The 26,374-nt window shown below is 71.8% G+C and carries 24 protein-coding genes and 1 pseudogene; 10 read left to right on the forward strand and 15 right to left on the reverse strand.

The window, feature by feature from the left end:
* Positions 1–61 precede the first annotated feature (61 nt).
* On the forward strand, positions 62–652 hold the full coding sequence (locus tag Prum_RS29280) for a TetR/AcrR family transcriptional regulator (protein ID WP_173079407.1): 591 nt from the start codon (positions 62–64) through the stop codon (positions 650–652).
* Positions 653–698: 46 nt separating this feature from the next.
* Here the strand turns inward: Prum_RS29280 and Prum_RS55210 are convergent, their stop codons facing one another.
* The 3 genes from Prum_RS55210 to Prum_RS29305 all read right to left on the reverse strand — a co-directional run bounded on the left by Prum_RS55210 (position 699) and on the right by Prum_RS29305 (position 6,353).
* Positions 699–2,828 (reverse strand): cellulose binding domain-containing protein, encoded by a 2,130-nt coding sequence (locus Prum_RS55210; protein WP_178132666.1) that lies wholly within the window; start codon positions 2,826–2,828, stop codon positions 699–701.
* Between the two features lie 297 nt (positions 2,829–3,125).
* Positions 3,126–4,337: a serine hydrolase domain-containing protein gene (locus Prum_RS29295; RefSeq protein ID WP_218577379.1), complete on the reverse strand. Its 1,212-nt coding sequence runs from the start codon at positions 4,335–4,337 to the stop codon at positions 3,126–3,128.
* Positions 4,338–5,510: 1,173 nt separating this feature from the next.
* A complete protein-coding gene (locus Prum_RS29305; protein ID WP_173079409.1) occupies positions 5,511–6,353 on the reverse strand; it encodes an alpha/beta fold hydrolase in 843 nt (280 codons plus the stop codon).
* 121 nt (positions 6,354–6,474) lie between these two features.
* On the opposite strand from Prum_RS29305, the gene Prum_RS29310 reads away from it, so the two are divergent.
* From Prum_RS29310 to Prum_RS29320, 3 genes are read left to right on the forward strand one after another with little or no spacing between them, the layout of a single operon-like run.
* A complete protein-coding gene (locus tag Prum_RS29310; protein WP_173079410.1) occupies positions 6,475–7,014 on the forward strand; it encodes a PadR family transcriptional regulator in 540 nt (179 codons plus the stop codon).
* Positions 7,011–7,739 carry an ABC transporter ATP-binding protein gene (locus Prum_RS29315; protein ID WP_218577380.1) on the forward strand — a complete coding sequence of 243 codons (729 nt, stop codon included), beginning with the start codon at positions 7,011–7,013 and terminating at the stop codon, positions 7,737–7,739. Before Prum_RS29310 ends, Prum_RS29315 begins: the two co-directional genes overlap by 4 nt.
* 1 nt (position 7,740) lies before the next feature.
* Positions 7,741–9,504, forward strand: coding sequence for an ABC transporter permease (locus Prum_RS29320; protein WP_218577381.1), 1,764 nt, complete (start codon positions 7,741–7,743; stop codon positions 9,502–9,504).
* Positions 9,505–9,507: 3 nt separating this feature from the next.
* Here the strand turns inward: Prum_RS29320 and Prum_RS29325 are convergent, their stop codons facing one another.
* On the reverse strand, positions 9,508–10,689 hold the full coding sequence (locus Prum_RS29325) for a serine hydrolase domain-containing protein (RefSeq protein ID WP_173079412.1): 1,182 nt from the start codon (positions 10,687–10,689) through the stop codon (positions 9,508–9,510).
* 119 nt (positions 10,690–10,808) lie between these two features.
* On the opposite strand from Prum_RS29325, the gene Prum_RS29330 reads away from it, so the two are divergent.
* Positions 10,809–11,465, forward strand: coding sequence for a response regulator transcription factor (locus Prum_RS29330; protein ID WP_173079413.1), 657 nt, complete (start codon positions 10,809–10,811; stop codon positions 11,463–11,465).
* The gene (locus Prum_RS29335) at positions 11,462–12,721 is read left to right on the forward strand and encodes a sensor histidine kinase (protein WP_218577382.1); all 1,260 of its coding nucleotides are present in this window, start codon (positions 11,462–11,464) and stop codon (positions 12,719–12,721) included. The genes Prum_RS29330 and Prum_RS29335 overlap by 4 nt, the downstream gene beginning before the upstream one ends.
* Before the next feature lie 8 nt (positions 12,722–12,729).
* Here Prum_RS29335 and Prum_RS52045 read toward each other — a convergent pair.
* Together Prum_RS52045 and Prum_RS29345 are read right to left on the reverse strand one after the other, a co-directional pair.
* A pseudogene (locus Prum_RS52045) lies at positions 12,730–13,368 on the reverse strand (phosphatase PAP2 family protein); the annotation flags it as partial.
* An 8-nt stretch (positions 13,369–13,376) separates the two neighbouring features.
* Positions 13,377–14,879: an MFS transporter gene (locus Prum_RS29345; protein WP_173079415.1), complete on the reverse strand. Its 1,503-nt coding sequence runs from the start codon at positions 14,877–14,879 to the stop codon at positions 13,377–13,379.
* Positions 14,880–14,984: 105 nt separating this feature from the next.
* Here Prum_RS29345 and Prum_RS29350 point away from each other — a divergent pair, with 105 nt between their 5' ends.
* Positions 14,985–15,665: a TetR/AcrR family transcriptional regulator gene (locus Prum_RS29350; protein WP_173079416.1), complete on the forward strand. Its 681-nt coding sequence runs from the start codon at positions 14,985–14,987 to the stop codon at positions 15,663–15,665.
* Positions 15,666–16,201: 536 nt separating this feature from the next.
* Here Prum_RS29350 and hpxZ read toward each other — a convergent pair.
* The 5 genes from hpxZ to Prum_RS29375 form a co-directional block, all read right to left on the reverse strand.
* A complete protein-coding gene (gene hpxZ, locus Prum_RS29355; protein WP_173079417.1) occupies positions 16,202–16,582 on the reverse strand; it encodes an oxalurate catabolism protein HpxZ in 381 nt (126 codons plus the stop codon).
* 9 nt (positions 16,583–16,591) lie between these two features.
* Positions 16,592–18,181 (reverse strand): regulator, encoded by a 1,590-nt coding sequence (locus Prum_RS29360; RefSeq protein WP_173079418.1) that lies wholly within the window; start codon positions 18,179–18,181, stop codon positions 16,592–16,594.
* Positions 18,178–18,855: a cysteine hydrolase family protein gene (locus tag Prum_RS29365; RefSeq protein ID WP_173079419.1), complete on the reverse strand. Its 678-nt coding sequence runs from the start codon at positions 18,853–18,855 to the stop codon at positions 18,178–18,180. Before Prum_RS29365 ends, Prum_RS29360 begins: the two co-directional genes overlap by 4 nt.
* Positions 18,849–19,538 (reverse strand): biuret amidohydrolase, encoded by a 690-nt coding sequence (gene biuH / locus Prum_RS29370; RefSeq protein WP_173079420.1) that lies wholly within the window; start codon positions 19,536–19,538, stop codon positions 18,849–18,851. Before biuH ends, Prum_RS29365 begins: the two co-directional genes overlap by 7 nt.
* A gap of 67 nt (positions 19,539–19,605) precedes the next feature.
* The gene (locus tag Prum_RS29375) at positions 19,606–20,268 is read right to left on the reverse strand and encodes a GntR family transcriptional regulator (RefSeq protein ID WP_246278167.1); all 663 of its coding nucleotides are present in this window, start codon (positions 20,266–20,268) and stop codon (positions 19,606–19,608) included.
* A 91-nt stretch (positions 20,269–20,359) separates the two neighbouring features.
* Between Prum_RS29375 and Prum_RS29380 the strand changes: the two genes are divergently transcribed.
* Positions 20,360–21,052 carry a DUF6082 family protein gene (locus tag Prum_RS29380; protein WP_173079421.1) on the forward strand — a complete coding sequence of 231 codons (693 nt, stop codon included), beginning with the start codon at positions 20,360–20,362 and terminating at the stop codon, positions 21,050–21,052.
* Between the two features lie 35 nt (positions 21,053–21,087).
* Here the strand turns inward: Prum_RS29380 and Prum_RS29385 are convergent, their stop codons facing one another.
* The gene (locus tag Prum_RS29385; protein WP_173079422.1) at positions 21,088–21,279 is read right to left on the reverse strand and encodes a hypothetical protein; all 192 of its coding nucleotides are present in this window, start codon (positions 21,277–21,279) and stop codon (positions 21,088–21,090) included.
* Between the two features lie 385 nt (positions 21,280–21,664).
* Between Prum_RS29385 and Prum_RS29390 the strand changes: the two genes are divergently transcribed.
* Positions 21,665–22,324: a hypothetical protein gene (locus Prum_RS29390; protein ID WP_173079423.1), complete on the forward strand. Its 660-nt coding sequence runs from the start codon at positions 21,665–21,667 to the stop codon at positions 22,322–22,324.
* Positions 22,325–22,434: 110 nt separating this feature from the next.
* Here Prum_RS29390 and Prum_RS29395 read toward each other — a convergent pair whose 3' ends face one another.
* The 3 genes from Prum_RS29395 to Prum_RS29405 are packed head-to-tail and all read right to left on the reverse strand — an operon-like array spanning position 22,435 to position 24,521.
* Positions 22,435–22,689: a hypothetical protein gene (locus Prum_RS29395; RefSeq protein ID WP_173079424.1), complete on the reverse strand. Its 255-nt coding sequence runs from the start codon at positions 22,687–22,689 to the stop codon at positions 22,435–22,437.
* A complete protein-coding gene (locus Prum_RS29400) occupies positions 22,686–22,982 on the reverse strand; it encodes a hypothetical protein (RefSeq protein WP_173079425.1) in 297 nt (98 codons plus the stop codon). The genes Prum_RS29395 and Prum_RS29400 overlap by 4 nt, the downstream gene beginning before the upstream one ends.
* A 51-nt stretch (positions 22,983–23,033) precedes the next feature.
* Entirely contained in the window at positions 23,034–24,521 is a 1,488-nt protein-coding gene (locus Prum_RS29405; RefSeq protein ID WP_173079426.1) for a hypothetical protein, read from the reverse strand.
* A 92-nt stretch (positions 24,522–24,613) separates the two neighbouring features.
* On the opposite strand from Prum_RS29405, the gene Prum_RS29410 reads away from it, so the two are divergent.
* Positions 24,614–26,359 carry an ATP-binding cassette domain-containing protein gene (locus Prum_RS29410; RefSeq protein ID WP_173079427.1) on the forward strand — a complete coding sequence of 582 codons (1,746 nt, stop codon included), beginning with the start codon at positions 24,614–24,616 and terminating at the stop codon, positions 26,357–26,359.
* The last annotated feature ends 15 nt before the right edge of the window (positions 26,360–26,374 follow it).

The following is a 26,374-nucleotide window of genomic DNA, read 5'->3' on the forward strand; positions in this document are numbered from 1 at the left end:
GATCGGTTCGATAAGGCACGAGGCTAGCAGACGCTTCGAACCGATCGGTACCATCTGAGGCATGCCTGTTGCCAAGGGCGCGACCCTCGATCCCGCCCAAACCCGCGCCGGCATCCTGCGCGCGGCCACCCGCCTGCTCTACCAGCGCGGCCTCGACGGCATCGGAGTGGCCGAGCTGTGCGCGACGATGGGCGTCTCCAAAGAGACGCTCTACCGCCACTTCGGCTCCAAGGATGGCCTCGTACGGGCCGTTCTAGAGACCCGCAGCGACCGCATCATGAGCTGGGTGCACGACACCGTCGCCGCAGCCGGCGAAGACCCTGTGGACCAGCTCGCCGCGGTCTTCGACGCCCTCGCGCAATGGCATGACGAACCCACCTTCCGGGGCTGCGCCATCCTCAACGCCGCCACCCAACACCACGACGGCCCGGCCCGCGACGTGGCCCGTCAGCACCTGGAACGCCAGCTCGGCGTGCTGACCGGCATCGCCCGCCGTGCCGGAGCCTCCGACCCTGTCAACCTCGCCAAACAGATCCTGGCCCTCCGGGTGGGCGCCACCGTCCTCGCCGACCATCACGCCGACGCCGACGCCGCCCGGCTCGCCAAACACGCGGCCCTCGCCCTACTCGAATCGCAAGGACGCAGGAAATGACTGCACCCTCACTGGTCACCCGCACCGCGAGGGTCGCGTTTCGCGCTCACGCCAGTTCGATGTAGTCGAGCTCGACGGATCCGGTGCCGCCCGCGAAGCGCGGGGCACCCTTCGCCAGGCGGATGACGTTGTATCCGGCGTTCAGGCTGACCGTCGCGGTGACGGAACCGAACTGGCCCGAGCCGGCGGTGGCCGGGTAGCTGACGACGTTCCAGGCGCCGCCGTTGACGGCGAGGCCCTGGGTCGCGGTGCTACCGCCGCCGTTGGCGTACCGCGCGGTCATCGTGTACGACCGGGCGGACGGCACGTTGACGACGAAGTCCACGTAGCTGCCGCTGCGCGCGTCGCAACAGTTGGCGATGCCGCCGACATAGCCGCCGTTGGACGCGGCGGAGTTGGTGAGCGTGGCGGCGCGGAACACCGACCCGTTTTCGGCCTCGTAGCGCTGCTGGTAGGCCGGCACGCCGCTCGTCGGCTGGACGACCACGTGGTACGCGCTGCCGGCGACCATGTTGGGGATGACGACCACGAGTTCGCCGTTCGAGATCTGGTAGGTGCCCGTGGAGACGGCGGTGGGGGCGGTGACGGCGGTGAAGCGGCCGTTGGCCGGCGTGGACTCGACCGTGACCCGGGCGGTGGCACCGAGCGCGCCGAGTCCGGTCAGGCGCACGCTGTTGGTGCCGGACTCGTCGCCGAGGGCCACGTGGACGATCCTGCGGGTGCTGTCGTATGCGGCGAAGCCGTCCAGCCCGCTCTGGCTCGGCGGTGTGGTCGCGACCATGTTGCCGGCCATCTCGCCGTACCACTTGTAGAGCCACCAGGTGCCGGTCGGCTGGTTGTTGTTGACGACCAGACCGTTGACCGTGCCGTACTCGTACCAGAAGGCGCGTTCGGCGTCGGCGACGCCGGCGCGCTCGAGCTTGGCGATGTAGTTGGTGACCCGGCCCGGCACGTCCACCTCGTCGGTCCACGCGTACTCGTTGATGGAGATGGGCCGCGGGCTGATCCCCAGCGATGCCTCCATCTGCCGGTAGGCGGCCACGTTCGCGGCGATACTCGCGGAGGTGCGGTTCAGCTCGTGCCAGACCACCACGTCGGGCAGGGCGTTGTTGGCCTTGGCGTAGCTGAGGAAGGACTGCATGTAGGAGGGCTGCCAGCCGGCCGTACCGGGTCCGACGATCGGTGTCACCGTGTCGCGGGCGCGGATCTGCCGGTACGTGCGCACCCAGCCCTCGTTGAAGCTGCCGGCGGCGCTGGTGTTCCAGGTCCAGTCGGGCTCGTTCCAGATCTCCCACCCGGCGATGTTGCTGACGTTCGTGGCGTTCAGCCGGGCGGTCACCATCGTGTCCACCTTGGACAGCCAGTCGGACCAACTCACCCACTGGTACGGGAAGTTCGGGTAGATGTCTGGCATGCGGATGTACTGCCCGGCGCCGACCCGGTCGGCCTGCGGCGCGATCAGCAACGAATCACCGCCGGGCGGCTGCCCGTTCGGCTGTTGCCCCACGCCGGGTGCCGGCTGGACCAGCTTGTTCAGGCGCAGCGGCAGCAGCATCGAGTCGGCCGGCCGGTTGTTCTCGGCCAGGGCGTAGAGGCCGCCGGCGGCGGCGTGGGTGACGGGGCGGAACGGCGAGCCGACAGCGACCGTGAGTACCCTCCCGACCGGTTGCTGCGGCGGCGTCCCGGTCGCGGTCGGCACCACGGTCGGGCTCGCTGTGGGGCTCGCGGTCGGGGTGGTGCCCGTCGTCGGGCCCGCGGTCGGGGTCGTCGGGCTGCCGGTGCACACCGTGCCGTTCATCGCGAAGGACGCGGGCGGCGGGTTCGTGCTGTTGTTCCACGAGCCGTTGAAGCCGACGCCGACGGTGGCGCCGGTGCCCAGCGAGCCGTTCCAGCTCACGTTGACGACGGTCACGTCGGCGCCGGACTGGGTGAACGTGCCGTTCCAGCCCTGGGTGACCGCCTGTCCGGCCGGGAACGACCAGGTGAGCCGCCAGCTGGTGACCGGGTCGCCGAGGTTGGTCAGGTTCACGCTCGCGCCGAACCCGCCCGGCCACTGGCTCGTCACCGCGTACGTCGCGCGGCAGCCGGCGGCGGCCTGCGCCTGCCCGATGACGAGGACGGGCAGCGAGACGGTGACCAGCCCGGTCACCGCCAAGGCAATCGTTTGCCGTCTCATTTTCCTGCCTGCCCTCCTATTACTGGCGGTCGCGCGACGTAGACTCGGCAACCGGTTTCCGAGTCGTCAGCGTAGCCGCTGCATCTATGATGGTCAATGCAACGAGGTTCGCTGTGGGCGGTAGGGACAGGGCTCGGCTATTTGGGCTCGGCGTGGAAGGCCGTTGGGCGGCCCTGCGGGCCGGGGCGGGTTGTGGACCGCGGAGGGTGAGGCCGCGGGAGCGACGGCTTGGACCGCGACGGGCGTCGCGGCAGCTCAACATCTTTTGATTTTCCTCGCCCTCACCGCGAGACGTCTCTAGCTGGTCAGGATCGGGCGTAGCCGCTGGTTGACGTTCGCGTCGGGCGACCCGTCGTAGTTGCTCAGGCCGACCACCGTCCAGCCGGCCCCCGGGTACCAGTCGACGCCGGTGGACACGCCGGGCGCGCCGCCGCCGTGTCCCGCGACCCACCGGCCGTTGATGAGCGAGTTGGCCGCTGCGTAACTGACGAACGGGGTGACCGCCGGCAGCCCGGGCTTGGCCGCCTGCGGCGGCCTCGGCAGCTTCGGGGTGAGGAAGATCTCCCGGTACGCGGCGTCCAGCAGCGTGTCGCCACGCAGCGCCAGGGCGAAACGGACCAGGTCGGGAGCGGTGGCGAAGGCGTTGCCGGCCGGGTTGCCGATGTAGGAGAAGGCGTCCCCGTCGAGGGCGTCGTTCCGCGTCCCCGACCGGTCGGTGGGGTACGGGTGCGCGTAGCGGCTTCCGCTCTTCCACTGCGGCAGCGTGGTGAAGTCCGAGTCGGTCATGCCGGCCGGCCGGAAGACGTGCTCGCGAACGTAGTCGTAGTACGACTGGCCGGAGACCTTCTGGATGATGCAGCCGAGCACGTGAAAGCCGGAGTTGCTGTACTGCTCGCCGGCGCCGGGCGCGAAGAGTAGCGACTCGGTGCGGACGTAGCGCAGGGTGCCGTCCATCATCTGCTCCGGCGTCGTCCAGGTGGCCGACTCCTCGAAATACCCCGAGGCCCGGGTGAAGTCGAACAGGCCGGAGGTGTGGGTGAGCAGATGGTGGATGGTGACCTTGTCGGCGACCTCGGCGGCGAACCCGCTCAGGTGCTTGCCGATCGGGTCGACCAGTGTCAGCGAGCCGCGCTGGGCGAGCTGGGCGACGGCGATCGCGGTGAACAGCTTCGTCACCGAGCCGAGGCAGTAGATGGTGTCGGCCCGATTGCGGATGCCCTTCTTCTTGTCGGCGTAGCCGAACGAGCGCGACAGCACCGGATGACCGTCGCGGCTCACCAGGACGGTGCCGGAGAACTGGTCCGCGGCCACGAGTTGGCCCAGGTACTGGTCGATCTCCCCGCCCGGACGCAGCGCCGCCGGTATCGGCGTGGCGTGCGTCGGCGTCGCGCCGGTCGATCCGGTGCCGGTGGCGTTGGCCGCGCTCGGCAGCGCCCAGGCGCCGCCGACGACCGCCGGGGCGGCGGCCAGACCGGCCCGCAGAAACGCGCGCCTGTTCTCGTATGCCAAGGGAGTGCTCCTCACATGACGGCCGGGTGTCGCACCGGATCGGATCCGGCCGGCCAGTGGGGATACAACACGCCAGCGTGTTTTCCTGGCGTTACCACTAGGCTCGGCAACGTGTCGCATTGGGCCCGCGTGGTCAAGTACAGCGATGTGTCCACGGCGTTGGCCCTACTCAGCGATCACCAGCTTGGTCAGCTCGTCGACGCGGCACCGGCCATCGGGTCCGGCATCGGGGGCACCTCGGCGCTGCTGGATATCGCCGATGCCTTCGTCTTCGTGAAGCGGATCCCGCTGACCGACCTGGAGCGCGAGCCGGACAACGTCATGTCCACCGCGAACCTCTTCGGGCTTCCACCTTCTTGCCAGTACGGCCTCGGCGGCCACCCTGGATTCGGAGCGTGGCGGGAACTGGCCGCCAACGTGCTGACGACCAACTGGGTACTGGCTCGGCGGACCGAGGCGTTCCCGTTGCTCTACCACTGGCGGGTGCTGCCCGGGGCGGTGCCGCTGGCCGACGAACTCGCCGATGTCGAACGGGCCGTCGCGTACTGGGACGGCTCAGCGGCGGTGCGGGAGCGGATCCAAGCCGTGGCGACGGCGTCGGCGAGCGTGGTGCTGTTTCTCGAATACATCCCGCACACCCTGGATGCCTGGCTGACCAGCCAACTCGCCGCCGGCTCGGACGCCGTCACCGCCGCCTGCGCCATGGTGCAGCGATGCCTCCGCGCCGACATCGCCTTCATGAATGCCAACGGTCTGCTGCACTTCGACGCCCACTTCCGCAACATCCTGACTGATGGCCACCGGCTCTACCTCGCGGATCTCGGCCTGGCCACCTCGCCCCGGTTCGACCTGTCCACCGACGAGAGGGACTTCCTCGCCCTCAACGCGAGCCACGACGCCTGCTACGCCATGAGGGAACTGCTCAACTGGATAGTCGCGAACGTCGTCGGGATCGCTGCCCCCGACAGCGGCGGACCCGTCGAGCGCTACGACTACATCCGCCGCTGTGCCGCAGGAGCCCGACCCGCCGGCGCCCCCGAGCCGGTCGCCGAGCTGATCAGCCGTTACGCGCCCGTCGTGGCCGTCATGAACGGCTTCTACTGGAAGCTGTTCGGCGAAAGCCGGGCAACGCCGTACCCGGCTCAGGAGATCGCGCAGGCAATGGCTACAGCACTATCCGACCGCGCTGGCGCGGATCTCGTCGGCGACCCGATCCGGCTCGTCCAAGGGCAGGAATGTCCGCCCGCCGGCGATCTCGACGAGGGTTGCGTCGGTGAAGGCGTCCCGGAGGCGCTGAGCGAGGCCGATGTCGAAGAACGGGTCGGCGGCGCCCCAGACGAGCCGGACCGGTTTCGGGAAATCGTGCAGCCTGGTTGAGACGTCGAGGAGGTCCTTCGGGTCGACGCGGCGCAGGAACTTCGCGGTGTCTCGCCGGACGGCTGGATCGGTGAGCGACGGGGTGATCCAACGACGGGTGAGCGCGGGGTCGAGCGGGTCGCGGACCAGGCCGCCGAAGCCGAGCATCGAATGGCGCAGTGCCTTGAGGCGCAGCGTTTCCATCATGGCGCGCAGCACTGCCGGTCGGCGTCCGAGCTTGACGATCAGGCCGAACGGTGCGGGCGGGAACTGGTCGAACGCGTCGCAGTTGGTGAGGACCAGGCGACCGACGCGGCTGTGATCGGTGTCGATGAGGAACTGGCACAGCGCGCCACCGGTGTCGTTGCCGACGAGGGTGACATCGGTGAGCCCGAGCGCGGCGATGAAGTCGTTCACCAGCCGGGCGACGCCTCGCGGGCTGAGATCGGTGCTCGCCGTCCACGGAATGCGGTGCGCACCGAGCGGCAGGTCCGGGGCGTAGCTGCGGATGCCGAGGCGGGCGAGGGCATCGGCGACCTTCGTCCACAGTTCCGCGTTCACGAGTAGACCGTGGACGAACACGACCGGCGGTGCGGTGCTGTCCGGTGGCCCCGCGGCCCGATATTCGACGGGCCCCGGCGGGATGTCGATGACTGCCATGGCACCTCCTCGGCTTCAGTGCGTGGCCATCAAACACGCCCACTATTCCTGGTTGATGAGGACTTGACAGCCCTATAGATAGCGGCTATCTATTAGCGATCTACATGAAGGGTGTCCCCGGGTGCAGGACGTGGTGCTGGCCATGCTGGTGAAGGAGCCGACGCATGGGTACGAACTGCGCCGCCGGATACGGGATGCGCTCGGCCCGGTCGGCGACGCGATGAACGCCGGGCAGGTCTATTCGACGCTGGCCCGGTTGGGCAAGGCGGGGTTGGTGACCTCCAAGCGGGCCGATGGGCTGCCGGACCGGCCCGACCGCCGGGTGTACGCGCTGACCCCGGCCGGGCAGCAGCGGGTCGCCGCCTGGCTGGCCGAGGTGAGCTGGCCGAAGCCGGACCTCACCGAGTTTCATCTCAAGCTGGTGGCCGCCGCGACCGCCCGGCTGGCCGATCCCGTGGCCCTGGTCGACGCGCAGCGGCGCGAGGTGCTGCGCCGGCTGCGCGATACCCAGCGGGCCGCGTTGGACCGGTCGGTGGATCCGGTCGCCGGGTTGTTGCTGGAGGGCGTCGTGCTGCGGCTGCGTGCCGACCTGGACTGGCTGGAGGCGTGCGAGCGCATGTGGACCGAGCGTGATCGGACCGGACGGAAGGCGGGGGAGTGACCGGATCGACGGTCCTGCAGGCGCGCGGGCTGACCAGACAGTACGGCCAGAACAGCGGGCTGGTGCGCGCGGTCGACGAGGTTGACCTCGACGTGCCCGCCGGCCAGACGCTGGCGATCATGGGGCCCAGCGGCTGTGGCAAGTCCACTCTGCTGCACATGCTCGGCGGGCTGCAACGCCCGACCGACGGGCAGGTGTGGCTGGCCGGCCGCCGGATCGACACGATGAGCGAGCGGGCGGCGGCCCGGCTGCGCCGCGACACCCTCGGCTTTGTCTTCCAGGCATTCCACCTCATGGACGAGCTCACCGCGGTGGAGAACGTCGAGCTGGCCGCGCTGCTGGCCGGGCAGTCGCCCCGCCGGGCCCGCCGGCGCGCCCTGGACCTGCTCGACCGCGTGGGGCTCGCCGACCGGGCCACGCACCTGCCCTCGGCCCTGTCCGGCGGCCAGCGCCAACGCGTCGCCATTGCCCGCGCGCTGAGCAACGAGCCGCTCGTCGTGCTGGCCGACGAACCCACCGGCAACCTGGACAGCGCCGCCACCCTGGACGTGCTGCGGCTGTTCGAGGAGCTGCGCACCACGGGACAGACCCTCGTGGTGGTCACCCATGACGCCCGCATCACGGCGGTCGCCGACCGGGTGATCTCGATGCGCGACGGGGCGTTCGCCGACGACAGCCAGCTCGTCAGCGCCACCGCCGGCACCGTCTACAATGGACTGCGCTGAGGTGGCGGGTCGCCTTCTGCTCGTGTGCCGGCTATTGGTGCGGGACCTGCGCCGCCGCCACACCGAAACCGTCCTGCTCCTGGCCGCCATCACCGCCGCCACCGCCACGCTGACCCTCGGCCTCACCCTCAACGAGATCGCCGGCCGGCCGTACCAGCAGACCCGGGCCGCCACCGCGGGCCCGGACGTGATCGTGACGCCCATGGCCACCGGCCAGGCGGCGTTGGACGAGCTCGCATCGCTGACCACCGCGGCCGGCGTCACCGATCACAGCGGTCCGTTCCCGATCGCCTACCTGACGATGACGGCCGGCGGCAGGTCCGCGCACGCCGTCGTCGAGGGCCGGGACGCCGCACCCGTATCGATCGACCGGCCCGCCGTGACCGACGGCACCTGGGTACGCCCCGGCGGCGTGGTCGTCGAGCGCGCCTTCGCCGACGCCCTCGGCATCCGCATCGGCGACATGGTCGGCGTCGGCGGCCATCCGCTGCGCGTGATCGGGACCGCGGTCACCGCCGCGAGAGCGACGTATCCGTACGCCGGGTGGCACTACCCGAACGACATCCTGGTCGAGCGCGGCGGCCTGGTCTGGGTCGACCGCGGCGACATCGCCACGCTCGCGGGCAGCCAGCCGCTGTCGTACACCCTCAACCTCAAACTCGCCGACCCGGCGGCCAGCACCGCGTACGTCGTCGGCCCCCACCTCGCCACCTGGCAGCAGATCGGCGACGTCAACGGTCGGCTGTACCGCGACGCGCGGGTGGTGCTGCTCGTCGGCAGTTGGCTGCTCAGCGGCCTTGCGCTGGCCGGCGTCGCCGGTATCGTCGCGGGCCGGATCATCGGCCAGCGCCGCCGGGTGGGGCTGCTCAAGGCCGTCGGCGCCGGACCGGCCATGATCGCCGCCGTGCACCTCGCCGAGTACCTCGTGATCGGGCTTGCCGCCGCCGCCACGGGCCTGGCCGCGGGCTGGTTCGCCGCACCTGTGCTGATCCGCCCCAGCGCCGGACTCATCGGCTCCGTCAACGCCCAGCCACCCGCGCTGCGTACGGTGATCACCGTCACGGCCCTCGCCCTCACGATCGCTGTGGCGGCGACGCTGGTACCCGTGGTGCGCGCCGCCGCCACCAGCACCGTCCACGCGCTGGCCGACGCCGCGACGCCACCGCGGCGCCGGCGGTGGCGCATCTGGCTGTCGCGGCGGCTGCCCACCGCCCTGCTGATCGGGGTACGCATCAACGCGCGCCGGCCGCGCCGCGCCCGGCTGGTCACGGTGAACACCCTGATCACCACGACCGCGCTCGTCGCCACGCTCATGGGCAACACCCAGGTGGTGCGCTTCGACCTCGGCTACACGGAGCTCGCCAATCCCCGGGTGGAACGGGGCGAAAAGGCCCTGCTCGTGCTCACCGTCGCGCTGTGCATCCTCGCGCTCATCAACGCCGTCGTGAGCACCTGGACCGCGGTTCTCGACGCCCGGCAGCCGCTGGCCGTCGCCCGTACGCTCGGCGCTACGCCCGGCCAGGCCGGCGTGGGCCTGGCGCTGGCGCAACTGCTTCCCGCCATACCCGGCGTCACCGCCGGGATCCCGGCCGGCATCGGGCTGTATCTGGCCGTCGGCAACGGCCAGATACAGTACCCATCCGGTGCCTGGCTGGTCGCCACGGCGCTGGCGGTCCTGCTCGCCGTCGCCGCGCTCACCGCCATCCCCGCCCTGGCCGCCGCGCGGCGCCCGGTCGCGGACACCCTCCGGTCGGCACCGACGTGACTGCTACCCCTGCTCGACGATCAGCTTCCGGGTCAGGCCCGGGATCCCCCGGATGCTTTCCATCTCGTAGTTGGACAGGATCACGGTGACGTACCCGCTGTCCGGGTAGAACACCAGCTCGCCCACGCCGCCGTTGCTGGCGCCGCCGCTGTGTCCGTACGACCACCGGTCGCCGGCGAGCGTGGCGCCCGGGCCGTAGCCGGTGAACACCGTCAATGCCACCGGTCCGGGCGGCGGCAGCATCGGCACCTTCGGGCTGAGCGTCAGCCGCGTGTACGCCGGGTTCAGCAGCTTCTCTTCCCACAGCGCGTGGGCGAAGCGCTCCAGTTGGGCGCAGGTCGCGTACGCGCCGGGCAGGAAGATCTGTTCGCCGAGGTTTTCGATCCGGTCCGCCGACCCCTCGGGGCGGTAGTAGCCGTGGGCGATGCGGCGGTCATCGCGAAGCCGCGGCGGGGTGTAGAAGTCGGCGCTGCCCATCCCCGCGGCGCGGAAGATGTGCTCGCGGACGTAGTCGTGGTACTCCTGCCCGGACACCCGGGCGACGATCTCCCCGAGCACGTGGTACCCCGAGTTGCTGTACCCGCTACCGGCGCCGGGTGGGAAGGCCAGCGTCTGCCTCCGGACGAACCCGCCGACGCCGTCCATCGCCTGCTGCACGCTGGTCCACGTGCGGGCCGCCTCCCAGAACCCGGGGTCCCCGAAGGGGTCGCCCAGGCCCGACGTGTGGGTCAGCAGGTGATGGATCGTCACCCGGTCCGCGACCTCGGCCGCGAACCCGTCCAGGTGCTGGCCGACCGTGTCGTAGTACCGCAGGAGGCCGCGCTGGGCCAGCTGCGCCACCGCCACGGCGGTGAACAGCTTGGCGATCGACATCAGGCCGAAGAGTGTGTCGGGTCCGTTGGGCACCGACCGCGCCTTGTCAGCCATGCCGTGCGACCGGGACAGGACGGTCCGGCCTCGGTACGTGATCAGCACGCAGCCGGAGAACACGTCCCTGGCCGCCATATCCGCGATCAGCAGGTCCAGTTCACCGCCGGGGCGCAGGCCCTCGGGTACCCGCCTCGACGGGGAGCCGGTATGCGCGGCGGCGGGTCGCGAGCCCGCGGCCTGGACGGCCAGCCCCGCGGTGGCGGCGACCGAGGTGGCGCCCAGCAGCTGGAGAGCCGATCGGCGAGTCGTGGTCATGGTCAATCACCCTTTTCTTCCTGGAATTCGACGGTGACCACATCTACCGACCGGCGCCGATCGACGGCCGATCCATGATCCATATTCGTTCCATACCCGGGCGTTGCGATACTGCCCGGATGCGCGTGCTCCTGGTCGAAGACGAGCAACCCCTCGCCGGGTACATCGCGGCCGGGCTGCGCAAGCACGGCTTCGCCGTCGATGTCGCCGCCGACGGCCGGAGCGCTCTCGACAAGTGCGAGATCACGCCGTACGACGTGGTGGTCCTGGACCGGGATCTGCCGGTCGTGCACGGCGACACCGTCTGCCGCCAGCTCGCCCAACAGGGTGCGTCGCGGGTGCTGATGCTGACCGCGTCCGACGCCATCGAGGACCGGGTCGGCGGACTGATGCTGGGCGCGGACGACTACCTGGGCAAGCCGTTCGCGTTCTCCGAGCTGGTCGCGCGGGTCCACGCCCTGGTACGGCGCAGCACCCCGGCCCGCCCGCCGGTGCTGCGCGCGGGCGGCGTGGCGCTGGATCCCGCCCGGCGCACCGCCGAGCGGGACGGGCGGTTGTTGCGGCTGACGCCCAAGGAGTTTGGCGTACTGGAGCAGCTGCTGGCCGCCGGTGGCGCCGTGGTCAGCGCGGAAACCCTGCTGGACAAGGTGTGGGACGAGCACGCGGACCCGTTCACCAACGCGGTCCGGATCGCCGTCGGCACGCTGCGCCGCAAGCTCGGCGACCCGCCGCTGATCGATACCGTGACCGGCGCCGGCTACCGGATCGCCGGATGAGGCTGACCGCCCGAGCGCGGCTGACCCTGCTGCTCACCACCCTGGTCCTGGCCGCCGGAGCGGCGCTGACCGCACTGACCTACGTGCTGATGCAGCGGAACCTGCGGCACCGGTCATTCTTCACCGAGCTGGACCCGTCCGGCGGCCCGCCTCCGGGCACGCCCCAGCCGGCACAGGGACTGCGCGATCTCGCCGACCGGGTGGAGAGCGAGACCCTGTCCGCCCTGCTGACCCAGGCCGGTCTGGCGCTCATCGTGGTGACCGGGCTGGCCGCCGTACTCGGGTGGCTGATGGCGGGGCGGGTGCTGCGGCCGATCCGCGCGATCTCGGCCACCGCACGGCGACTGTCCGCCGAGAACCTCACCGAGCGGGTGCCGATCACCGTGCCCGCCGACGAGCTGTCCGTGCTGGCGGGCACGGTCAACGGGATGCTCGACCGCATCCAGCACGGCGTCGCCGAGCGGGACCGGATCCTGGCCAGCCAGCGGCTGTTCACCGCCAACGCCGCCCATGAGCTGCGCACGCCGCTGACCACCGCGCGTACCGCGATCGACGTCACCCTGGACGGAGATCCCAGCCGCGCCGAGCTGCTCGCGATGGCCGGCGACGTGAGCGCCGCCGTCGAGCACGTGCAGCGCGTACTGGATGGGCTGCTGCTGTTGGCCCGCAGCCAGGCCGGGATCGGCGCGCGCGAACCGGCCGACCTGGCCGGCATCGCGGCCGCCGCCCTCGACGCCGCCGGGCAACGGGCGCGCGACCTCGCCGTACACAAGGATCTGCGGCCGGCGCCGGTCAGCGGCGAACCCGTCCTGCTGGAACGGATGGTCGACAACCTGGTCGACAACGCGGTCCGCTACAACCGCCCGGACGGGCACCTCACGATCTCCACCGGTACGGCGGACGGGCGCGCGGTCCTGCGGATCTCCAACACCGGCCGGGAAATCCCGCCCGACGAGGCACAGACGCTGCTGGAACCGTTCGTGCACGGGCAGGGGGCCCGCGTCCGGACCGATGGCCTCGGGCTGGGCCTGTCCATCGTGCGCGCGGTGGCGCTCGCTCACCGGGGACGGATCGCGGTCACCGCCCCGCCCGGCGGCGGCCTCGACATCACCGTCGAACTCCCGGGACCCTATGCGCTCGCCGGCGTCGCCGCGCGCGCCGCCGGCACGGCGGGCCGGGCGTGGACGTACCGCGGTAGCCGCACCAGGTGGATGGCGCCGAGCAGCGCCAGGGCGACGGCGGCGTCGAGCCAGTAGTGGTTGGCGGTGACCACGACGACGGCGAGCGTGGCGAGCGGGTGGAGCAGCCAGAGCCAGCGCCACCGGCCGTGGCTGGCGCGGATGAGCGCGATGGACACCACGGCGGCCCAGCCGACGTGCAGGGACGGCATCGCGGCGAACTGGTTGGCGAGCACGTCGCTGGTGGGGTTGCCGTAGACGCTGGGCCCCAGGGCCTGGCCGGTGTCGAGCATGCCGGTGGCGGCCAGCAGCCGGGGCGGTGCCAGCGGCAGGAGTAGGTGGACGGCGAAGCCGGCGGCGGTGAGCCAGGCGAGGGTGGTGCGGGCCCAGCGGTAGAGGGCGGGGCGGCGCAGGTACGTCCACAGCAGGAGCGCGGCGGTGGCGGGGAAGTGCACGCCGGCGTAGTAGAGGTTGGCGGCGCGGACGAGCCAGTCGTGGCCGAGGACGGCGTGTTGCAGGGCCGCTTCGCTGGGCAGGCCGAGGACGCGTTCGAGGTCCCAGATGTGGCCGGCGTTGGCGTACGCGGTGGAGATGTCGCCGGCGACGGCGAGCCGGCCGAGCTTGTAGGCGAGGAACAGGGCGGCGACGAGCAGCAGTTCCGGGATGGCGCGTGGGCGTTCCCGCCGGCCGCCGCTGTGCGGCGGCCGGCGTGGGTAGGCAAACATGTCGGTGCCTAGTGGACGAGCACGGGCTCGGCGTCGGGGTCGACCTCGGGCACTCCCGCGCGCAGCAGGAGTCCGCAGACGATGGCGCCGACGGCGAAGAAGCCGGCCGACCACCAGAACGCGGTGTGGTAGCTGTGCAGCATCGAGTGCGCGATCACATCGGGCGTGGGTTGCCGGCTGGCGAGGTAGTCGGCGGCGGCGCTGGCGGCGAGCGTGTTGAGCAGCGCGGTGCCGATCGAGCCGCCGATCTGCTGGCTGGTGTTGACGGTGGCGGAGGCGACGCCGGCGTCCGACGCCTGTACGCCGAAGGTGCCCATGCTCATCGCGGGCGCCATGATCAGGCCGAACCCGATGCCCAGGACGATCAGCGGGGGCAGGATGTGCGCGGCGTAGGTGCTGTCCAGGTCGAGCCGGGTCAGCCAGACCATGCCGGCCGCGGAGATGGCCATGCCGGCGGCGACCAGCGGTTTGGGACCGACCCGGGGGATCAGCACGCTGGTGGACGTGGTGGCGGAGATCATGAGGAAGCCGACCATGGGCAGGAACGCCAGCCCGGTCTTGACGGGGGAGTAGCCCAGCGTGGCCTGCGCGTAGTAGGTGAGGAACAGGAACACGCCGAACATGCCGGCGCCGGAGATGAACACCGCGATGTAGGAGCCGGCGCGGTTGCGGTCCAGGAGCACCCGCAGCGGCAGCAGCGGGTGCGCGACGCGGGTCTGCAGCCAGGCGAACACCGCCAGCAGGACTCCACCCGCGGCCAGGAAGCCCCAGCTCATCGGGTCGCTCCAGTCGTACGTCTCGGCGTTGGAGAAGCCGTAGACGAGCGCGAAGAGACCCGCGGACGCGGTGAGGATGCCGGGGATGTCGAGCTTCGGGCGGTGGGTGGCCTTGACGTGGTGCAGCAGCACGGCCGCGCCGACCGCGGCGACGGCGACGAAGGCGAGGTTGACGTACAGGCACCAGCGCCACGACAGGTACTCGGTCAGGACGCCGCCGAGCAGCAGACCGATGGCACCGCCGGCGCCGGCGATGGCGCCGAACACGCCGAATGCCTTGCCCCGCTCGTCGGGCCTGGTGAAGGTGGTCGTCAGCAGCGACAGGGCGGCAGGTGCCAGCAGCGCCCCGAACACGCCCTGCAGGGCGCGGGCGGCGACCAGGACCTCGAAGCTGCCGGCGGCGCCGCCCAGCGCGGATGCCGCGGCGAAGCCGAGCAGGCCGACCAGGAACGTGCGTTTGCGGCCGAAAACGTCGGCGATCCGCCCACCGAGCAACAGCAGGCTGCCGAAGGCCAGCGCGTACGCGGTGACGATCCACTGCCGGTCGCTGTCGGAGAACGCGAGGGCCTTCTGGGCGGTGGGCAGCGCGATGTTCACGATGGTGGCGTCCAGGACGACCATCAACTGCGCCAGCCCGAGTACGCCCAGGATCAGCCATCGCCGGGCGTGGTGCGGATCCTCCGCCTCGGCGGCGACGCCTGGGCCGCGTACGACCGTGTCTGTGGTGCGGGTCATCGTGGCGTCCCTTCCCGAACGCAAATCGGAGGCCATCCCTCCGGTTCTCGGTAGACGGTAGCACTAACCGGAGGCAACTCCTCAACTTATTGGTAGGCTCGTCACATGGCCTTGACCAAGACGGAACGCGACGGCGAGGCGGCCCGGCCGTTGCGGCGGGACGCCGAGCGCAACCGGCGGCGGATCCTGGACGCGGCGCAACTGCTGTTCGCCGAGCGCGGGCTCGACGTCTCGCTGGACGAGATCGCGGCCCACGCGGGACTCGGCGTGGGCACCGTGTACCGGCGGTTCCCCACCAAGGAAGCCCTGGTGGACGCCCTGTTCGAAGACCGGCTCCGCGAGGTGGTCGCGGTGGGTGAGCAGGCGCTGGCCGACCCGGACGCCTGGCGCGCTCTGATCACCTTCCTGGAAGGCACCAACACGCTGCAGGCATTCGATCGAGGACTGCGCGAAGTGCTGCTCGGCCGCCGGTTCGGTCATGACCGCGTCGCCCGAGTCCGCGACGCCCTCCAGCCGCTCGTGACCCGGCTCGTCGCCCGCGCCCAGGAGCAGGGCCGGCTCCGCGCGGACGTCGCGGCGACGGACATGCCGCTCATCGCGATCATGCTCGGCGCCGTCGTCGACTACACCCGCGACGTGGCCCCGGACGCCTGGCGCCGCTACCTGTCCATCATCATCGACGGGCTACGCGCCGGACCCGGGGCGGTGACGCCGCTGCGACCGGAACCGCTCACCCCCGACCAGGTAGACGACGCGATGCGATCCTGGCACCCCCACCACCGCTAACCCGGGCCGCCACCCACCTCGACCTCCGCTCGACCAGGCCCTTTCCGCGCCGACCAGGCCCTTTCCACGCCGACCAGGGCCTTTCCGCGCCGATCAAGGGCTTCCGCGTCGATCAAGGGCAAATGGTCGTGGATCGGAGATCAAAGCACGACCGTTCGCCCTTGATCGACGCGGAAGCCCTTGATCCGCGCCCCGGTCCGCTTCACCTGCGGGCCGCATGCTCCCGCGGGCACCGCGCAGGTCGGCGGCTCGCAGAGCGAGCCGAAATCCCCGACCTGCGCTGCCGGGTCCGCGAGACAAGCCCGCCGGGGTCCGACAGGGACACCGCTCGCGGGGTACGGGGTCGTCAACCGCGGAGGGTGCGGCCGCGGGAGCAACGGCCCGGACCACGACGGGCATCGCGGCAGCTCAAATCTCCATCGATCAAGGCTTTCCGCGTCGATCAAGGGCAAACGGTCGTGGATTGGAGATCGAACCACGACCGTTCGCCCTTGATCGACGGGAAGAGGGACGGGAAGAGGGGACTCGGGGGAGGGTCAGGGCGGGGGGATCTCGGAGACGTGGGCGGAGACGATCCGCCAGCCTTCGGGGAAGCGGATCCAGGTCTGCGACTGGCGGCCGACGACCCGGCGACCGGGGTACGTGAAGAAGGTCGTCGTCACGGCGCAGTCGGTGCCGAACGTGCTGATCCGGGTGTCGCGCAGTTTGCGGCCGGGCGGCAGTGGCGACTGGGCGCGCCGCCAGGCGAGCTGTTCGGCGTACCCGACCTGGTGGTCGGCGATGCCGTACCGCACGGTGGCGGCGGATTCCCAGAAGTAGCCGGCGACCAGGTCGGCGTCGCCGTCCACGAGCGCCTTCTCGTAGCCGGCGAAGGCCGCCGCCACCTCGGCGACGACCTCCGGCCGGTCGATCCGCACGGCGCCCACCTACGACGCCACCGGAGCGCTCTCGCGCGGCGCCTCGCCGGTGCCGCCGTGCAGCCGGTCGAGTGCCAGTTCCTCCTCGTCGGGCACCCGCGGCGGGATCTTCGCGAGCGCGAACGCCCCGCAGATCACCGCCACGAACAGGTACCCGAGAGCCACCTGCCCGTTCGCGTTCCACTCGATCTTCTCGCCGTGGATCAGCCCGATGAACGCCAGCAGCGACCCGGCGGCCGCGAAGATCGCGGCATGCCGGAACCGCTTGTCGATGATGAACGCGACGATCGCGCCGAGGACCAGCCCGGCGAGGATCGCGCCCTGGCCGAGCACGAGCAGGCCGTGGTACACGACGCCGGCCCCGGCGAGCGCGTCGTCGCCGACCTCGGCGGCGGTCGTGCCGGCGGCCGCGAGCGCGTTGTCCATCTGGCCGGTGGCCCAGGCGGCGATGTTCGGTATCAGGGCGGCCACCACGGCGGCGGCGTGCGCCCGCGGTGTGGCCTGGAACGCCTGCGCGCCGATCAACAGTCCGATGTAGAGCAGGATCGGCACGATGGCCGCGGTCGGGAAGATCGCGCCGAGCAGGCCGAACATGCCGAGGAAGCACAGGATCGCGATGACCACGCCGGCGGCCATCGAGTACCCGGTCCGGCCGCCGGCGGCCTTCCAGCCGGGGTGTCCAACGTAGACGGCGGGCGGGAACGGCGAGCTGAGCGCGGCACCGATGATGGCGCCCGCGCCGTCGGCGAGCAGCACGTTGCGCAGGCTGTAGTTGTCGCCGGCGGTCGACGCGCTCTCCACATTGGTCATGCCCTCGGTGAAGTTGTATACGCCGAGCGGGATCGCGGTGGCCAGCAGCGGAGCCATGTCGCCGAGGCCGTCGAAGAGCAGTCCGAAGTGGAACGACGGCACGGCGAACGCGATGTCCTTGGCGGCGGCGGAGACGTCCGGCACCGACATCGCGCCGCCGATCCAGCCGATGGCCGTACCCAGCAGCAGCGCGGCCAGGCCGATCGGGATGTTGCCGGGCAGCTTCACGTCGGTGAGCAGCCCGACCAGCAGCAGCGCGAACACCGGCAGCGCCACCCAGGCCAGGTCCCACATCCGGCCGGCCGGGTTCATCGAGATGAACGTGATGGAGATGCCGGCGAGCGTGCCGAGCAGCGCGGCCCGCGGCGCGTACTTGCGGATGTAGGGCCCGACGAACGCGCCGATCAGCACGATCACGCCGATGATGAACGCCCACGCGACGCCGGCCTGCCAGGCCCGCACCGGATCCTGGGTACGCAGGTAGATCGGCAACATGATCACGAAGATGACGATGAACATGTGCGGCACGCTGGGGCCGTACGGCATGGCGGTGACGTCGGCGCGGTTCTCCCGGCGGGCCAGCCGGCGGGCGAGCACGGTGTAGTAGATGTTGCCGAACACGAGGGCGATGCCGAGCGCGGGCAGGACGTCGCCGAAGACGTTGTCGCCGGGCAGGTGGATGACGCCGATGCACAGCGCGGTCAGCGTGAGCACGTTGACCAGGACGTTGACGCCGAAACCGAAGAACGCGTTGGTGTCTCCGCGTACCCAGTAGGGCAACTTGATCATGACGGTACCCCCGATGGAAGGACAGCGAGGACGTCGGACGAGGAGGCGACCCAGCCGAAGATCCCGCCCTGCGCGGCGATCATCTCCAGCCCGGTCTCGTGGAAGTGCGGAAAGTAGGAGCCGACGCAGTCTGCGAGCACGAGGCACTCGTACCCGCGGTCGTTGGCCTCGCGGACCGTCGTGTGCACGCACACCTCGGTCGTCACGCCGGTGACCACCAGGCTGCGGATGCCGTCGCGGTCCAGCAGCGACTGCAGCTCGGTGGCGTGAAACGCGCCCTTGCCGGGCTTGTCGACGACCGGCTCGCCGGGCAGCGGCGCCAGCTCGTCGATGATGTCGTGCCCGTACTCGCCGCGGATCAGGATGCGCCCCTTCGGGCCCGGATCCCCGATGCGCATGCTGGGCGCGCCGCGCGCCAGCTTCGCCGGCGGGCAGTCGCTGAGGTCGGGCAGGTGGCCCTCGCGGGTGTGGATGACCGGCAGTCCGGCGGCGCGCCAGCCGGCGAGCAGCGCCGCGGTGGGCGCGATCGTCCGGCGCAACTGGGACACGTCGTTGCCGAGGCTCTCGCCGAAGCCGCCGGGCTCCAGGAAGTCGCGCTGCATGTCGATGACGAGCAGCGCCGCCGTCGCGGGCTCGAAGGTGTACGGGAAGGGGCGCGCCCCGACGGTCACCATGCCGTACCCGCGATCACGTCCTCGGACGTGGCCACGCAGCCGAACACGCCACCCTGCATGGTGACCATGTGCAGCGCCGCGGCGTGGTTGCCCGGATCGGTGGCGCCGGTGCAGTCCGACAGGATCAGGCACTCGTACCCGCGGTCGTTGGCCTCGCGCATGGTGGTGTGCACGCACACGTCGGTGGTGATGCCGGTGAGGATCAGGTGCGTGATGCCGTGCGTACGCAGCACCAGATCCAGGTTGGTGGCGTAGAACGCGCCCTTGCCGGGCTTGTCGACGATCACCTCACCGGGCGCCGGCGCCACCTCCGGCACGATCTCCCAGCCGGGCTCGCCCTTGATGAGGATGCGCCCGCACGGACCGGCCGAGCCGATCTCGGCGCCGATCCGGGCGGAGCGCCAGCGCTTGTTGGGTGGCAGGTCGGACAGGTCGGGGTCGTGGCCCTCGCGGGTGTGGATGACGAGCATCCCCAGGGACCGGACGTGGTGAAGGAGCTTGGCGGTGGCGGGCAGCCCGGCGCGGGTCAGCCCGATGTCGTACCCCATGGCGTCGACGTAGCCGCCCGGGCCGCAGAAGTCGGTCTGCCAGTCGATGCAGAGCAGCGCGGTGCGTTCGACCGGCACCGTGCCGTCGTACGGCCAGGCGTACGGCTCGGCGCGTATCGATCCGATGGTTGGCATACAGTCGATTGTCGACCGTCGTGTTTCGACCACCTCGCGTGCGCATTACAACGCTGTGACGCGACCCTCACGCCAGGTAGGTGAGGGCGCCGTGAGACGCCAACTCGGCGAGGACGGCCTGCGGGTCGCCGGCCGCCACCGTCTCGAAGAGCCGCTCGTGGCGGTGCAAACCGTCGTCCTCGTGCGCCGACGCGGCCTCCCGGCTCAGGTTGAGCGCCATGTACAGCTGCAGCTTGACCAGCACCGACTCCTGCACCTGGACGAGCTGCCGGTTGCCGGCCAGCGCGACCAGCGCCACGTGGAAGCGCCGGTGCGCCTCCGCGATCCGCAGCCGGTCGCCGCCGCGGGTCGCCTCGGCCATCTCGTCCAGCGCGGCCCGCATGCCCGCCAGGTCGGCCTCCCGGCGCACCGGCAGCGCCGTCTCCACGACATGCCGTTCCAGGACATCGCGTACGGTGTACAGCTCGCGCACGTCCCGGTCGGACAGCGTGGCGACCCGTACCCCGCGGCGCGGCACGTGCTCGACCAGTCCCTGCTCGGCCAGCAGCCGGAGGGCCTCCCGCAGCGGCGCCCGGCTGATGCCGAGGCGGCGGGTGAGCTGCTCCTCGACCAGCCGCTCGCCGGGCTCGGTCTTGCCGGACAGGAGCTCCCGCCGCAGCCGGGTCACCGCCAGCTGTACCAGGCTGAGGCTCTCCAACTCGCCGTCCACCGCCATCACGTCGCCGCTCACGTGACCGAGTGTGCCAGCCGGCCGCGCGGACGCGTAGCGCTACTCGCTCATACTTGTCCATGCACGGAGCGTCGCGGGTGGGTGGTGGGCGATGGGTGTGGGTGCGGGCGGGCAGGGTGGGAGCAGCCGGCTGTTGATGGCCGCCGGTGCCATGGTGGTGGCGCTGATGCTCGTGATCACGATCGTGGCGGCGGGCGTCGTGGTCGCCGCCGCGATCGCCGGGATGGAAAGCCCGGAGGCGTGGAGCCGGTGGGCCAACGTCGGCGAGTCGTTCGGCGTGCTCGACAGCCTGCTGTCCGGGCTGGCGTTCGCGGCGCTCATCGTGACGCTCTGGATCCAGTTCCGCGAGCTGCGCGTGCAGCAGTCCGAGCTGCGGCTGCAGCGGGACGCCATCGAGCGGTCGAGCGAGGAGCTGCGCCGGAGCGCGGAGGCGAGCATGCGGATGCTGCACTTCGAGCTTGTGCGGATGAGCATCGACGATCCGGCGCTCGCGGACGTCTGGCCGCACCCGCCGGCCGCGGCGGATCCGGCCGACCGGCGCCAGCTGATCTACGCCAACCTGATCTTCCAGCACGTCGCGCTCGCCATGACGGTCGCCGGCGACTCCGACGAGGCCGTCCGGCGGCAGCTGCGGCACCTGCTGACCAGTCCGGTGATGCGCCGCTACTGGGCCGCCGCGGCGGCGGAGCGGGCGGCGATGGTGATCGACGGCACCGAGGACGCGCGGATCGCCCGGCTCGGCGACGAGGTCTACCGCGACCTCGACCGGGGCGCGGCCGCCTGACCGCACCCCGGCGTGTCACCGGCCTACGTGGACGGTCAGGCCGCGAGGATCTCCGGCGCGGCCAGGACCACGACCCGCTGCGGCAGCAGCACGATCGCCTCGTCCTCGGCGCAGCCGGCGTCCACCGGCAGCAGGCGCCGCATGTACGCCGTGACGTCGCGGCCCACCGCGAGGTAGTCGCCCGTGTTGAGCTCGAAGATGTTCGGGCACGCGCTGGGGAGTAGCACCGGCTGCCGTGGGCGTTCGCGCCCAACCTTCGGGTGACAAGCACCGTGTTCTGCACTGCTTCCTCAATTCCCTCATGTAGTACTGCCGTCGGGTAGTACTGCGATTGCCGTCGCGGCCTCGCCAACCTCTCCTTATATGTGCGCATATGCCGGAGATTTTGTGACTTGAGTCACTCCCATTCCTGCGCGCTCGCCTACATAGGGCTTCGGCAGCACCGCTCGGATACCCCGGTACGACCCATAGACCTTGACCAGTCCCCGCGCGAGGAGCTTGCGATCACGCACTTCAGCCCGGACGAGCCTGCGGACCAAACCCCGGCCTGGACGTCCAACCACCGAAGGTCCCACCCCGCGTTCCATGTGGCGAGTGCGGGAGTTGATCAAAATGAAGGAGGGAGATGAGATCCATAGAGAGTGGGAGAAGCTGCGCACGGACGGCTTTCGTGGCCCGGACTGGGACGCGTTCCGATCCGCGCTGATGGAGGCGGCGTTCCGCCAGGTGCTCGGATTGGACCTGGCGGAACTCGTGAAACGCGCGCGGCGGCTGGGCGTTCCGTACGCCTGGCTGGCCGGTGAGTTCCCTACTCCGGACGAGTTCAGGGAACTGGCCGGAACGCTCCTCGGCGACGCGATGCGGACCTTCGAGGAACATGTCCGGATGGGCCACGGGAACGCGTGGCGGCCGGAAGGCGGGAACACCCCGCTCACCCACCTCGTCAACGGCGTGGCCCTGCACCTGCCGAACTGTCTGGACGCGTGGCGGGCCGAGCGCGGTCGCATCCGGGCCGCGGGGCTGACCGACGACATCGAGGCGGAGGCCGGCTCCGTGCCGGCACGCAGCGAATTCGACCGCGTCGACGACGCCGCGCACGCCGCTGCGCTGCTCGCCGGTGCGGATCCGGTGACCAAAGCCGCAGTCATCGACCAAGCTGCCGGCTTCTCCGACGCGGAGATCGCCGAGCGGCACGGCATTCCGATCGAGACCGTCCGCTCAAGACGCCGATGCTTCCGGGACAAGATCCGAGGACGACGAGGGATGGAATGAACGACGAGCGAACGATGGCCGGCATCGAACCAGGCGGGCCAAACCATGAGGAGGCGCCCGCGGCGATCCCGCTGGCGCCGGACGACGTCGACGCCGCCGCGGTGGCCGGGCTACTGGCCACCGCCGACAGGCGCGGTGCGGACGCGGCGTACATCGCGTACCTCACCGCGCTGAACGAGCTGACCAGCCCGGTACCGGCGATGCAGAACGAGGGGGTGGCGCGGATGGGGCGGCTGTGCGGCGACGTCGAGCACGGCGAGGCCGCGATCGCGGTCCTGGAGAGCCTGGTCGCCGAGGCCGGCGCCCGCCCGGAGGCGTTCACGCCGCTCGCGGTCCTGCTCGCCCGCGAGATCCTGGTCTGTCACCGGCCGGTGCAGGCACCGGCGGCGCAGCCGACCCCGCCGAGCGCGCGCTCGGCGCCCGCGCCGTCGCCGCGCCAACCCGGCCGCCGCGCCCGCCCGGCCCCGTTCACGGCCCGGCTGCGGGTCGAGGCGTACGGCATGGTCCGGCACGCGCTGGAGGGCGGCCGGTGGTGGTTCGCGGCCGCGCTCGCGGCGACCGTCGTGGCCGGGGCGGCCCCGGTGGTCTGGGCGGTCGGGCTCGGCGAGGTCGCGCGAGACCCCGGCACGGCCCCGTCCGCCGGGATCGGGCTGGTCATCGCGGCCGTCGGCGGGATCCTGGTGCTCGGTGTGCTCCGCGGTGCCGGGATCTACACGGCCCGGGTGGCGACCGAGCGGGCGCAGATCAGCCTGGCGGCGGCCGACCGGACGGCCGCCGTGCACGCGTACCTGCGCCGCCCGCAGCAGTGGGCGGACGGGCACTTCTCCGAGCAGGCGCTCGCCGTTGTGCGGGGTGACCGGGAGCGCCTGTGGTACCCGGTGACCGCCCTGCCGTTCGTCCTCGGCACCGCGGTGGTCGCCATCGGCGCCGTGGCCGTCATGCTCCTCATCGACTGGGTCGTCGGCGCCGCCGGGGCGGCGGTCCTGGCCGTCATCGTCACCGTCAGCCTGCTGTACCTGTACCGCCTCACCCGGCCGTCGCGGCGGATCGGCACGCTCGCCACCGGCGTGCGCGCCGCGGCCGCCGAGAGCGTCGACTGGGCCGCGGCCGGCGCCGCGGGGGAGGGGCGCGCGGGCCGGAGGTTCGCGACCGCCTCGTCCGCGCTGTGCGACGAGCGGGTGCGTCTCGACGCGCTCCGCACCCGGTTCACGCAGGTGCTCGACCTGCTGCCGGTGCTCGGCACGATCTCGGTCGTGCCGTTGGCCATGTGGCGGGCCGGCGACGGCGACGGCGGTGCCGTAGCGGTGGTGACCGCCGCGTTCCTGTTCATGGGGTTGGCGCTGCCCATACGGGCAGCGGCATGGCTGCTGGGCGAGCTGCCCGCCAGCGTCGTGCGCTGGCACCGCGTACAGCGCCGGAACCGACACACCGGCGGCATGGCGTACGGCTCGGTCACGCTGCCGGCGGGCGGACCCGGGAAGCTGGGCACGCTGCGCTTCGAGGACGTCGGGCTCGACGCGCCGGGCGGGCGGACGCTGCTGACCGGCCTCAACTTCACCGTGCCGCCCGGGCGTACGGTCGCCATCTGCGGTGCGGACACGGAACTCGGCATCGCCATCACCTCGCTGGCCGGCCGCCTGGTCGACCCGACCTCGGGCGCGGTCATGCTGGACGGCGCCGACCTGCGGGAGCTCACCGAGGAGTCGCTCGCCGCGCGGATCACGTGGGTCACCGCCGACCTCGACCAGGTGCGGCGGGCGATCCGCGCGGTCCGCGACGGGCCGCATCTGATCGTCGTCGACGACACGTACCGGCCGCTGCCCGCGGCGCAGGAGGCGGCCATCGCGGCGGAGTTGCGCGCGGCGCCGTACGTCTCCGCGCTGGTCGTCACCAACCGGCGCGCGGTGCTGGCGCTGGCCGACGAGGTCGTGCACCTCGACGGCGGCTGTGTGGCCGCCCGGGGTCCGCACGACTGGCTGCTCGAGCACGTGCCCGGGTACGCCGCGGTCGTCAGCATCGCCGAGGGCGACCGGGAACCGTCCGCTGTGGACGGTCCGACCTGCGCCGACACCGCGGCGACCGAGGCGACCGAGCGGCACCACTGCGTCGACCGCCTCGCCCTGCTGGCCGCCGCGCCGAGGGCGTACGCCGTGCTCCGTCGCGGCGGGACGACGTGCCACGCCTGCCGGACCACCATCCGCCGGGCCCCCGCCCACCGCGGAGTGGGCCAGGAAAGCCGGGCGTCGGTGCCATCACACTGCCCGAGGCCGATCGACAGGAGGTCGCCGCGTGACCGCGTTCCTTTCCCGAGCCGTGCTTCCGGTCCGGCCCTTCATGCGTACCCAGTGGTCGACCTGGTTGGCCAGGCTCTTCGTGGTAGGCGGGCTCGCCGCTGGCGCGGCCGCCGCGGGCCGGGTCGTCGTCGCGATCGTCGTCGAGCTGGTCGTGGACCACCGCGTACCGCTGGGCGCCGCGGGCTCGCTCGCCGCCTCCGTCATGCTGGTGCTCGCCGCCGGGGGCGCCACCGCGTACCTGCTGAGCGTCCGGCTGTCGGAGTGGACCGAGCGGAAACTGGCGGCCGTCCGGGACCGGACGCTGAGCGCCGTCCGGGCGCTGACCCCGGCCCAGGTACGCCAGCACCGGCGCGCCCTGCTCGACCGGCTGGCCGCCGAGGTGGACGGCGTGTCCTGCTACGTCAGGTGGGACAACTACGCGCTGCCCGCCGCCGTCGTACAGGTGCTGTTCACCACCATCGCCATGCTCGTGTACTCCCCGCTGATCACCATCGCGACGTACGCCGGTCTCGCCCCGCTGGTCGTCGGCGCCCGGCTCGTCGAGCGGCGGCTGGCCAATGCCCGCACCCGGGCAACGGCGAAGGACGAGCAGCTCGCGGTCGTTTCCCGCGCGGTGCTCCTGACCGCCCCGATGCACCGGGCGGCGGCCGCCCGGCGGGCGGCGGAACAGCGCATCGACGAGGCGCTGCGCGCCCGGGACGAGGCCGCGGTGGCTGCGGTGCGGGCCAGCGCCGCGCTCACCGGGCTGCGCGAGTTCAGCGTCGCCGTCGCGGTGGCGCTCGCCGTGGGCACCGGCCTGGCGCTCAGCATCGAGGGCCGGTTGGAGATCGGCCGGGCGATCGCCGTCGCCCTGCTCGCGGTCACGCTCGTGCACCCGGCGCAGGCGATCGCCGGCGCCATCGGGGAGGCGCGGCAGGCCGCGGACGGCCTGCGCCGTCTCGACGCGCCACTTCCCGGGGTACGCGATCCCGGCGCGGACGGCGTGGCGCTCCCGCCCGGCCCGGTCGGGATCCGCTTCGAGTCGGTCTGCTGCGACACCGGCGGTGGCCGCCGGCTCGCCGAGGTCGACCTGGACATCCCGGCGGGGCGGCTGATGGCGTTCGTGGGTACGCCGGGTGCGGGCCACCCGGCCGTCGCCGACCTGCTCACCCGCATCGCCGACCCGGACGCCGGCCGGGTGCTGCTCGGCGGCGTGCCGCTGACCCGGGTGCCGTTCGCGTCGCTGCGCCCGCGGGTGCTGTCGCTGCCCCGCAACGGGTTCGTGATAGCCGGGACGGTCGCGGACAACATCCGGCTCGGCCTGCCAGGGGTCACCGACGCCCAGGTCGCCGGCGCGTGCGCCGACCTCGGCCTCACCGGATGGCTCGACGAGCTGGACCGCGGCATGCACACGCTCGTCGGCCGGGGCCGGGATCGGCACACGCTGTCCGCCGCGGAGCAGTACCTGGTGGCGCTGGCCCACGCCTACCTGTACCGGCCCGACGTCATGGTGGTCACCGACTGCACGGACGACGACCCGGTGCTGCGCGCCCGGATCGACCAGGCGTTCGCGGTGGTCGCCCGCGGCCGTACCACGATCCTGATCACGCACCGCCCGGCCGCCGCCCGGGCCGCCGACGAGGTCGCGGTGTTCGCGAACGGCCGGCTCGTCGAGCGGGGTACCTACGCCCGGCTCTCCGCCGATCCGGACAGCGCCTACGCCCGGCTTCACCTGCCCGGTCCGAGCGTGGCCCGACACTAGAGTGGCGGGTGCGGC

Source organism: Phytohabitans rumicis (assembly GCF_011764445.1).
In the GTDB taxonomy this organism is placed as follows: domain Bacteria; phylum Actinomycetota; class Actinomycetes; order Mycobacteriales; family Micromonosporaceae; genus Phytohabitans; species Phytohabitans rumicis.